Origin of the sequence: Nocardioides mangrovicus (assembly GCF_003674065.1) — a bacterium.
Lineage (GTDB): Bacteria > Actinomycetota > Actinomycetes > Propionibacteriales > Nocardioidaceae > Marmoricola > Marmoricola mangrovicus.
On the sequence record NZ_RDBE01000010.1, the window covers coordinates 1,027,075 to 1,036,910 of the forward strand.

Annotated in this window: 10 protein-coding genes and 1 tRNA gene; 6 read left to right on the plus strand and 5 right to left on the minus strand. The window is 72.0% G+C overall.

The features are described from left to right. Positions 1–98 precede the first annotated feature (98 nt). The 3 genes from D9V37_RS19465 to D9V37_RS19475 are packed head-to-tail and all read left to right on the plus strand — an operon-like array spanning position 99 to position 1,900. On the plus strand, positions 99–488 hold the full coding sequence (locus tag D9V37_RS19465) for a DUF6153 family protein (RefSeq protein WP_121807740.1): 390 nt from the start codon (positions 99–101) through the stop codon (positions 486–488). A 58-nt stretch (positions 489–546) separates the two neighbouring features. After that, positions 547–1,113 carry a DUF305 domain-containing protein gene (locus D9V37_RS19470; RefSeq protein WP_121807741.1) on the plus strand — a complete coding sequence of 189 codons (567 nt, stop codon included), beginning with the start codon at positions 547–549 and terminating at the stop codon, positions 1,111–1,113. Positions 1,114–1,132: 19 nt separating this feature from the next. Continuing rightward, on the plus strand, positions 1,133–1,900 hold the full coding sequence (locus tag D9V37_RS19475; protein ID WP_121807742.1) for an isocitrate lyase/PEP mutase family protein: 768 nt from the start codon (positions 1,133–1,135) through the stop codon (positions 1,898–1,900). Positions 1,901–1,930: 30 nt separating this feature from the next. Here the strand turns inward: D9V37_RS19475 and D9V37_RS19480 are convergent, their stop codons facing one another. After that, complete coding sequence (locus D9V37_RS19480) at positions 1,931–2,524, minus strand: TetR/AcrR family transcriptional regulator (protein WP_121807948.1); 594 nt, start codon at positions 2,522–2,524, stop codon at positions 1,931–1,933. 22 nt (positions 2,525–2,546) lie between these two features. On the opposite strand from D9V37_RS19480, the gene D9V37_RS19485 reads away from it, so the two are divergent. After that, on the plus strand, positions 2,547–3,743 hold the full coding sequence (locus tag D9V37_RS19485; protein WP_158604527.1) for an MFS transporter: 1,197 nt from the start codon (positions 2,547–2,549) through the stop codon (positions 3,741–3,743). Between the two features lie 34 nt (positions 3,744–3,777). Here D9V37_RS19485 and D9V37_RS19490 read toward each other — a convergent pair whose 3' ends face one another. Next, positions 3,778–4,083 carry an NIPSNAP family protein gene (locus D9V37_RS19490; protein ID WP_121807744.1) on the minus strand — a complete coding sequence of 102 codons (306 nt, stop codon included), beginning with the start codon at positions 4,081–4,083 and terminating at the stop codon, positions 3,778–3,780. 86 nt (positions 4,084–4,169) lie between these two features. On the opposite strand from D9V37_RS19490, the gene D9V37_RS19495 reads away from it, so the two are divergent. Continuing rightward, complete coding sequence (locus D9V37_RS19495) at positions 4,170–5,750, plus strand: Na+/H+ antiporter (RefSeq protein WP_121807745.1); 1,581 nt, start codon at positions 4,170–4,172, stop codon at positions 5,748–5,750. A gap of 65 nt (positions 5,751–5,815) precedes the next feature. Here D9V37_RS19495 and D9V37_RS19500 read toward each other — a convergent pair. Then, positions 5,816–5,892, minus strand: a tRNA-Pro gene (locus tag D9V37_RS19500). Positions 5,893–5,939: 47 nt separating this feature from the next. Next, complete coding sequence (locus D9V37_RS19505) at positions 5,940–6,905, minus strand: metallophosphoesterase (RefSeq protein ID WP_198412653.1); 966 nt, start codon at positions 6,903–6,905, stop codon at positions 5,940–5,942. A gap of 26 nt (positions 6,906–6,931) precedes the next feature. On the opposite strand from D9V37_RS19505, the gene D9V37_RS19510 reads away from it, so the two are divergent. Beyond that, positions 6,932–7,390, plus strand: coding sequence for a GatB/YqeY domain-containing protein (locus D9V37_RS19510; protein ID WP_121807746.1), 459 nt, complete (start codon positions 6,932–6,934; stop codon positions 7,388–7,390). Positions 7,391–7,411: 21 nt separating this feature from the next. Here D9V37_RS19510 and D9V37_RS19515 read toward each other — a convergent pair whose 3' ends face one another. Next, a complete protein-coding gene (locus tag D9V37_RS19515) occupies positions 7,412–9,637 on the minus strand; it encodes a transglycosylase domain-containing protein (protein ID WP_147456006.1) in 2,226 nt (741 codons plus the stop codon). Between the last annotated feature and the right edge of the window lie 199 nt (positions 9,638–9,836).

Below are 9,836 nucleotides of genomic sequence, written 5' to 3' on the forward strand. Positions count from 1 at the left end.
TCGCGACAGTGGGAAGGAAAGGACAGGAAACCTGATGATGGCAGACACCACCGCCGGTGTCACCACGCTGTCACGTGCGCCGGATACCGTGGTCGGCGATGAGGTGGGGTGCGATCGGGGCCGCGGTGCGATGGCTGCCGCTCGCCCTCGCCCTCGCTGGGGTGTTCGCCATGCACGGGCTCTCCGACCACGGCACGACGGGGCCCTCCGGCATGGCGATGAGCCACTCCATGAGTCATGACGCGGCCGCCCCTGTCGCCCCCGCCGCCCCGGTCGAGATGATCCGCGCACCCACGCCGTCCCACGGCGACGCCATGGCCATGGGGCTGTGCGTCGCGCTGCTGGTGGCGGCCGGCGTGGTGCTCGGCTGCTGGCGCCGCGTCTCGACGTCTTCCGACGGCCTCGTGACGCGGGCGGAGTTCGTGTCGCTCGCCGTACCGCGGGCGCGCTCGCCCGACCTGCTCGCGCTCGGGGTGTGCCGCTGCTGATCGGTTCGTGCTCGTCACGGACCCATCAGTCATGCCCATCCCCCGAGAGGAACCCGCCATGCGTTCACGTATCACCCTGCCCGTCCTGCTGCCCGTCGTGCTCGCCGCCCTGCTGCTCATGGCCGGCTGCGGCTCCGGCAGCCACGCCAGTCACGCCAGTCACGACTCGGCGGACGTCGAGTTCGCGACCCAGATGATCCCTCACCACCGCCAGGCGGTGACCATGGCGAAGCTGGTGGCCGGCAAGGGCGCGGACCCCGCGGTGACCAAGCTCGCCGCCACGATCGAGGCCGCCCAGGCCCCCGAGATCACGAAGATGTCCGGCTGGCTGCGGTCGTGGGGCGAGAAGGTGCCGAGCACCGGCTCGATGAGCGGCATGAGCCACCACGACATGCCCGGGATGATGTCGGCCGCGGACATGACGAGCCTGCGGACCCTGACCGGAGCGGCCTTCGACGAGAAGTGGCTGACGATGATGATCGAGCACCACCAGGGGGCGTTGACCATGGCGCGTACCGAGGTGAAGAAGGGCGAGAGCAAGGCCGCGGTCGCCCTGGCCCGCAGCATCATCGACTCCCAGAGCGAGCAGATCACCCAGATGAAGGCGGCGCTGGCCGCCGGGTGAGTCTCTCTAGGCTGAGGTCATGGCTGACCAGAGGCTCATCGACCGCGCCCACGCCCTCGCCCGGCTCCACCGCGAGCACACCCCGCTCGTGCTCCCGACCGTGTGGGACGTGTGGTCGGCGAAGGTGGCGGTCGACGCAGGTTTCGCGGCACTGACGATCGGCAGCCACCCGCTGGCCGACTCCCGCGGCGCCGCCGACCACGAGGGGCAGACGCTCGAGGAGGTCGTCGCCGCGGTGGCACCGATCGTCGCCGCCGTCGGCGAGCAGGGAATCCCGGTCTCGGTCGACCTCGAGGCCGGCTACGGCCGCGCCCCGGACGAGGTCGTCGCGGGTCTGCTCGAGGCGGGCGGGGTGGGCCTCAACATCGAGGACACCGTGCACTCCGAGGGCGGCCGGGTCCGCACGACGGCTGAGCACGCCGACTACATCGCCGGAGTGCGCGCCGCGGCCGACGAGGCCGGTGTCCCGGTGTGGATCAACGGCCGCACCGACCTCTTCCTGCACGCCGACGACGCCCACGCCGTCGCCGACGAGGCGCTCGAGCGGCTGCAGGCGCTGGTCGAGGCCGGCGCCGACAGCGTCTATCCGGTGCGCATCCAGAACGACGACGCCCTCATCGAGCGGGTGGTGGCCGCGGTCTCCGTGCCGGTCAACTGCACCGCGCACCCGGTCGACCACGACCTCGCCCGGTTCGCGCGGCTGGGTGTCGGCCGGATCACCTTCGGCCCGCTGCTGCAGTCCGCCCTCACCGACGCCACGAAGCAGCTGCTGGTGCCCTGGGCCTGAGCCCGCGGAGCATTGATCGCCGACCGGGCCTCAGCCCGGGGTTGAGTCCACTCCGTCCTGCTCGAAGGCGGCGATGACGGCCGCGGCCACCGAGCGGGCCGCACGGCTGTCGGTCAGCGTGGTTGCGCGCAGCCGCATGGCCAGGTCGCCGGAGACGATCAGCAGCAGCTGCTCGGCGAGCGCGGCGGCCCGCGCGCCGGCCAGCGGCCCGGCGAAGGCGCTCAGCCGCTCGCGCATCGCGTCGGTGTCCTGCCGGATCGCCGCCGCGACCACCGGCGGAGCGTGGGCGTACTCGGCCGCGGTGCCGAGGAAGGCGCACCAGCGCGCGAGGTGCGGCCGGTCGCGGAAGTGGTCCAACGCGTCGAAGACGCTCAGCAACCGCGACCGGTCGTCGTCGGCGGCGTCCGCGAGCCGGTCCCACACGGCCAGCCAGTCGCGCTGGCGCCGCTCGAGCGCGGCCGCGACCAGACCGTCCTTGCTGCCGTAGGCGCGGTAGAGCGTGGCCGGTGAGACGCCGGCGCGCGCGAGCACGGCGTCGACGGGAGTGGCGAGCACGCCGTCGGTGAAGAGCAGCTCGTCGGCGGCGTCGAGGAGTCGCGTCTGGGTGCTCTTCCGCGTCGCCACGGAATCAGCATATGCTGGCAAAGTGAAACGTACGTTATCGTTTTGGCGCGACGGGGATACCGCCCTCGCACTCGCCGGCACGTGCCTGATCGCCGGCACCTACGGCCTCGTGCGGCTCGCCTACGGGCTGTTCCTGCCCGACCTGAGCGCCTCGCTCGACCTGGGCTCGGCGGCCGCCGGAGTCATCTCGTCGGGCGCCTCGATCGCCTACTGCGTCGGGGCTCTCGTCGCCGCAGCGGCCGACCGGCATCCCCGCTCGCTGGTGGCGGCGGCCTTGCTGGCCGGGTCGCTCGGCGCGCTGGGCATGGCGGTGGCGCCCGGTGTCGCGGAGTTCGTGCCGGCCGCCGTCGTGGGCTCAGCGGGCGCCGGGCTCGCCTCCCCGGCCCTGGTGGCCGTCGTGGCCCGCCACGTCGCGGCCCGCCGGCGCGACCGGGTGCAGGCGGTGGTCAACTCCGGGACCGGGCCCGGTCTGGTGCTGGCCGGGCTCGTCGCGCTCGTCGTGCTCCCGCACTGGCGCTGGGGGTTCCTCATCGGTGCGGTGTTCACCGTCGCTGCCGGCTGCGCCGTGCTGGCGCTGTCGCACTCGACGTCGCAGCCGGCCACCAAGGCGACCGAGGGCCCCGGGCCCATCGCCCTGATCGCCCTGCGGGTGCCCGTCACGGCGGCCTTCCTGCTCGGTATCGCCTCCGCTGCGGTGTGGACCTACGGCCGCACCGAGATCGGCGACGCCGGGGTGGGCCACACAGGGGCGATCCTGGGCTGGATGGGCATCGGGGTCGGTGGCACCGCCACCGTCCTCACCGCCGGGTTCCTCGCGCGCCTGCGTCCGGGCGGTGCGTGGGCGCTCACCGCAGCCGGGGTGGCCGTGAGTACCGGGCTGCTCGCGGCGACGGGTGGCCACGCGAGCCTCGCCGTCGCCGCCTGTCTGCTCTTCGGCTGGGCCTTCGTGGCGGCGACGTCGGCTCTGATCGCCTGGGCCGCGCAGACCCTCGAGCACCGCGCGGCGACCGGCACGTCCGTCCTCTTCGTCATGCTGACGGCGGGGCAGGCCGCCGGGTCGGCCGGGGTGGGGGCGCTCGGTGGGCTCGACTCGCTGTCGACCGGCTTCGTGCTGGCTGCGGTCACGGCGGTCCTCGCCGCGTCGTGCGGCGTTGCCTCGGTCGTGCGGGTCGGCCCCGGACGGGTCGCTGCTGCTCGGCGGTCGCGGCCGGCGACGTGAGAGCCACCGCGCCTCGCCACCCGAGCATGCCGGTTCACGCCAGCAACGGACGCATGAAGGACCGCTCGTAGCGCACGACGCAGCCGCTGCGGTCGCGAATTTCGTCGGCGGCGACGAACTCGGGATCGACACCGAAGCCCCGGCGGTACTCCTCGTAGGCGGCCAGGGACTCGAAGCTGAACAACGCCATCGCCTTGTCGCTGGCGCCCTCGGCCGGCAGGAAGTAGCCGTGGTGGGTGCCGCCTCGGGAGTTGACCAACCGGATCCACTCGCGCGCGAACGCCTCGAACGCCTCGGTCTGCTCCGGGTCGATGGTGTAGTCGACGACGCAGGTGATCATGGGCCCAGGCTAGGCACCGCGTGCCGTGGGAGCGCCGCGTGCGGGAGCGGTGGTCGACCGGGCCCGTGCTCGGTGAGGATAGGCACGTGCTGGGACTGGAGATCGTCGTCGTGCTCGGCGTCGCGCTGGTCATGGCCGGTGCGCTCGCCCGCCGCTACCCGATCGCACCGGCCATCGTGCTCGTGGTGCTCGGCGTGCTGGTGGGATTCGTGCCGCACCTGCGCGCCGCCCAGCTGCCGCCGGAGGTCGTGCTGCTGCTCTTCCTCCCCGCCCTGCTGTACTGGGAGAGCCTGACCACCTCGCTGCGCGAGATCCGCAACAACCTGCGCGTCGTCGTCCTCACCAGCACCGCGCTCGTGGTGGCCACCGCCGCGGCGGTGGCCGTGGCCGCGCACTGGCTCGGCCTGGAGTGGGGTCCGGCCTGGGTGCTCGGCGCCGCGCTCGCCCCCACCGACGCGACCGCCGTCGGGGTGCTGGCCCGCGACCTGCCGCGGCGCACCGTCACCGTGCTGCGGGCCGAGAGCCTCGTCAACGACGGCACGGCCCTGGTGCTCTACGGCCTCGCCGTGGGCGTGACGGTCGGCGAGGAGCAGCTCACCGGATGGCACGTGTCGTGGCTGCTCGTGCTCGCCTACGGCGGCGGCGTGCTCTCCGGCGCGCTGGTGGGCCTGCTCAGCTGGCAGCTGCGGCGTCGCATGGACGACCCGATGCTGGAGAGCATCGCCATGCTCGTCACGCCGTTCGCCGCGTTCTTGCTGGCCGACGCCGTCGACGCCTCGGGCGTGCTCGCCGTCGTGGTCTGCGGGCTCTTCATGAGCCAGGTGACGCCGCGGATCACCAGCGCCGTCACCCGCCAGATCGTGCTGCCGTTCTGGGCGCTGTCGACCACGGTCCTCAGCAGCGCGCTGTTCGTGCTCGTCGGGCTCTCGGCCCAGTCGGCGGTCCGCGGGCTCAGCAGCGCCTCGGCGATGCGGGCGCTCGCCGACGTCCTCGTCGTCACGGCCGTCGTCGTCGCGGTCCGCTGGGTCTGGCTCTACACCACGCCCTACCTGATCCGGCTGGTCGACCGCCGCCCCGCGCAGCGCCTCCGACGGGTGCCCGCCCGCCAGCGCACGGTCAACGCGATCGCCGGCTTCCGTGGCGCCGTCTCGCTGGCGGCCGTGCTGGCCGTGCCGCACACGCTCGACTCGGGCCTGCCGTTCCCCGACCGCGACCTCATGGTCGTCGTGGCCTGCGGGGTCATCGTGCTCACCCTGCTCCAGGCGCTCCTGCTTCCCGCGGTGGTGCGCTTCGCTCGGCTGCCGGTGGACACCTCGGTCGACGACGAGGTGCAGCTGGCCGAGGAGTACATGCTCCAGACCGCCGCCGACGTCCTCGACAGCACCGCCGCCGAGCTCGGCAGCGGCGAGCGGGTGGTGGCGCGGGTGCGCTACGAGCTGGACAAGCAGCGCACGCTGCTGGCCGCCACCGTCGGTATGCCGGACGACCCCGTCCTGGAGCACCACAGCCAGTACGCCACCCTCTCGCTCGCCCTCATCGGGCGCCGCCGCGAAGCGCTGCTCGAGCTGCGCGACGAGCAGCGCATCGACGACATCGTCCTGCGCCGGGTGCAGGCGCGCCTGGACAACGAGGAGGTGCGCTTCCTGCGCGCCAACCCGTTGGACTGAGCTCGGCCTGACGTGAAGGACTCCCGGCCGCACGACGGCGACCGGGAGTCTCTCAGTGCATCAGGTGGTCGGGCTGACAGGATTTGAACCTGCGGCCTCCTCGTCCCGAACGAGGCGCGCTACCAAGCTGCGCCACAGCCCGGATGCGTCGGCCACTGTACCGGGCGGGGAGCGCGGGGCGAAAACGGCTCAGGCCACGGCCCGCAGGGGGGCGCGTACGCCGACCTCCCGCACCGGCACCAGCGTGGCCAAGGTGGCCTCCGGGCGGCAGCAGAAGCGGACCGGTGCGTACGGAGAGGTGCCGGCGCCGGCCGAGACGTGGAGCCAGGACGAGCCCGGGTCGCCGGGCGCCGAGGCGGCCGGATGGCGGTGCAGGCCCTTCGCGCGGGCGGGCTCGAGGTCGCAGTTGGTGACCAGGGCGCCCTTGACGGGCAGGCACAGCTGACCGCCGTGGGTGTGACCGGCGAAGGTCACGTCGTAGCCGTCGTCGGCGAACCGGTCGAGCACCCGCAGGTAGGGCGCGTGGGTGACGCCGACGCGCAGGTCGGCGTCGACCGGCGCGGGCGGCACCGTGCTGAGGTCGTCGTAGTCCAGGTGCGGATCGTCGACGCCGGCGAAGGCGATCTGGGTGCCGGCGACCTCGAGGGTGCCCGAGGTGTTGGTCAGGTCGAGCCAGCCGCGTTCGACCATCGCCGCCCGCAGGTCGTCGGCCGGCAGCCGCGGGGTCGGGGTGCGCCACTGGCTGCTGTCGCCGAACAGGTAGCGCGCCGGGTTGCGCAGCGTCGGGGCGAAGTAGTCGTTGGAGCCGAACACGAAGACGCCGGGCACGTTGAGCAGCTCGCCGAGGGCGTCGAGCACCACCGGCACCGAGCGCCGGTGGGCCAGGTTGTCGCCGGTGTCGACGACCAGGTCGGGGGCCAGGTCGGCCAACGATCGCAGCCATCGCTGCTTGCGGTGCTGGCTCGGCGTCATGTGCAGGTCGGAGAGGTGCAGCACCCGGATCGGCCGGTGGCCGCGCGGCAGGCACTCGATCTCCACGCGCCGCAGCGTGAAGCTGCGGACCTCGATCCCGGCGGCGTAGCCCACGCCGAGCGCCCCGACCGCGGCCAGGGCGCCGATGGTGGCGCCAGCGGTGCGCAGCGGTCGGCTCGTCACCCGGCCAGGCTGCCACAATGGCAGCTATGTCCGAGCTCAAGGACCGCCTGCGCGCCGACCTCACCACCTCGATGAAGGCGCGTGACTCGCTGCGCGCCTCCACGCTGCGGATGGTGCTCACCGCCGTCACCAACGCCGAGGTGGCGGGCAAGGCCGCGCGCAAGCTCTCCGACGACGACATCCTCGGCGTGCTGACCACCGAGGCCAAGAAGCGCCGCGAGGCCGCCGAGGCCTTCGACGCCGCCGGGCGCGAGGAGAGCGCGGCCAAGGAGCGGGCCGAGGCCGGCGTGATCGCCGACTACCTGCCCGCGCAGCTGGGCGAGGAGGAGATCCGCGACCTGGTGACGTCGACCATCGCCGACCTCGGCGTCGCCGGTGACGGGCCGCGGGCCATGGGCAAGGTCATGGGTGTCGTCTCGCCGCAGATCAAGGGTCGCGCCGACGGCGCGGCCGTCGCCGCCGAGGTGCGCCGCCAGCTCGGCTGACCGGACCTCAGCAGCCGGCGGTCAGTGGCGCGGGCGCGGCCCGTGCCCGTCGCCGTGTCCCCGGTGCTTGCGCGGCTTGGGTGCCGCCACCTGGGTCTGCGCCTGGCCGCCGTTGCCGGTGGTGGCCGACGTCGGGTTGTTGAAGCCCTGCGTGGAGCCGTAGTCGTTGGTGGGCTCGACGAACGACTCGTCGGGCAGCAGGTCTTGGATGGCCTTCATGGTGTCGCCCCAGATCGGGCCCGCGACGGTGGAGCCGTGCGCGGTGCCGATGATCTCGCCGCCGACGGACTGGCCGTTCAGGGTGATCGGGGTGCCCTGCTGGTTGGCGCCGGCCACCATCGCGACCGTGGCGATCGCCGGGGTGAAGCCGTCGAACCACACCGCCTTGTTGTCCTGGGTGGTGCCGGTCTTGCCCGCCGACTCCTTGTCGATGGCCAGGGCCGCACCGAAGCCACGGCCGGTCATCACGCCCTTGAGGATGTCGGCGATCCGGTCGGCGGTGCTCTGGGTCATCACCTGGTCGCAGTCCGAGGAGTACTTCTTGAACTCCTTGTTGTCGGAGTTGAGGATCTCGGTGACCGGCGTCGCCTTGCAGTGGTTGCCGCGGGCCGCGACCGTGGCGTAGGCCTCGGCCATCTCCAGCGGGCTGACGCTGTTGACGCCCAGCGTGAAGGCCGGCGTCGGCTTGACGGTCAGGTTCACGCCCATCTTCTTCGCCAGCGTCCACGGCTCGCACAGGCCGGTGCGCTGCTCCAGCTGGACGAAGAAGGTGTTCACCGAGAGCTGCATGCCGGTGTACATGTTCATCCGGCCGCTGTCGGTTGAGTTGTGGAAGGTGAAGTCCTCGCTGCTGGTGTAGGGGCCGCTGCAGGTCTCGTAGGAGTTCAACGCGACCTTGAGCGCGGCGGGGGAGTTGATCGACGTGTACGGCGAGAGGCCCTGGCCCAGCGCTGCCGCGAGCACGAACAGCTTGAAGGTCGAGCCGGCCTGGAAACCGCCGGAGTCGCCCAGGCTGCTGGGCACCACGTAGTTCAGGTAGGTCTGACCCAGCGAGCCGTTGCGACCCATCGGCCGCGACTGCGAGATCGCCCGCACCTGACCGGTGCCCGGCTCGACCATCGCCACCGCGCCGATGGCCTGGTCGGTGGCCTTGACGTGGGCGGAGACGGCGTTGTCGGCGGCCTTCTGGTAGCGCGGGTCGATCGTGGTCTTGATGGTCAGCCCGCCGGCGTAGATGAGCTCCTTGCGGTCCTCGACGGTCTTGCCGAGCGAAGGGTCGGTGAGCAGGTAGCGGTAGGCGTAGTCGCAGAAGAAGGGGTAGTCCGAGGACGCGCAGCCGTTGCTCGACGGCGTCAGGTTGAGCCCGACCGGCCGCTTCTTGACCGTCTCGGCCTTCTCGGTGGTGATCTTGTGGAGCTGGGCCATCCGGTCCAGCACGATGTCGCGGCGCGTCTTGGCCGCCGCGGGGTTGTTGGTGGGGTCGTAGCCCACCGGGTTCTTCACCAGCCCGGCCAGCAGCGCGGCCTGGCGCAGGTTGAGGTTCTTGGCGTCGACGTTGAAGTAGTGGCGCGAGGCGGCCTGGATGCCGTACGCGCCGTCGCCGAAGTAGGCGATGTTGAGGTAGCGGTTGAGGATCCAGTCCTTGGAGTGGTGCTGCTCGAAGGCGATGGCGTGGCGCAGCTCGGCGATCTTGCGCTGGTAGGTGTCGGCGGTGGCCGCCTTGCGCTCGGAGGCCGTCTGGGAGTCCTGCAGCAGCGTCAGCTTGGCCAGCTGCTGGGTGATCGAGGAGCCGCCCTGCACGACGCCGCTGCTGCCACTGTTGGTGACGAACGCGCGCAGCGTGCCCTTCAGGTCCAGCGCGCCGTGCTGGTAGAAGCGATAGTCCTCGATGGAGACGATCGCGGTGCGCATGATCGGCGCGATCTGGTCGAGGGAGACGTTGGTGCGGTTCTCGTCGTAGAACGTGGCGATCGTCTGGCCGTTGCTGGCCAGCATGCGGGTGCGCTGGGGCAGGGCGCTGGTCTGCAGCTGCACGGGCAGGTCGTCCAGGCTCTTGGCCGCCGAGGTGCTGGCGATGCCCAGGGCGCCGGCGAACGGGATGGCCAGGCCGCCGACCAGGAGACCGAGGACCACCGAGACCGCGATCATCACGCCCACGTGGGAGACGACCTTGGTCGCGTCGAGGCGCTCGTCGGCCATGGCCTCGGTGCCCGGAGTGTGCTGAGGACCCGGGCGCGACGCTGGCATAGCACAGAGGATAGGTGCCCGGTGGTGGATCCCGCTGAACGGCCCGGACGGCCTAGTCATATCGGGTCATCGGAGATTGATGAGTTCGTGCTCTACGACCGGTCTCGTAAATCGCGAAGACTTCTCCCCAGGGGAACGAACTTCTAGGGGGAACCTGATATGTGGAACGACGACTGGGCGTCCGTGGCCGTGTGCAAGC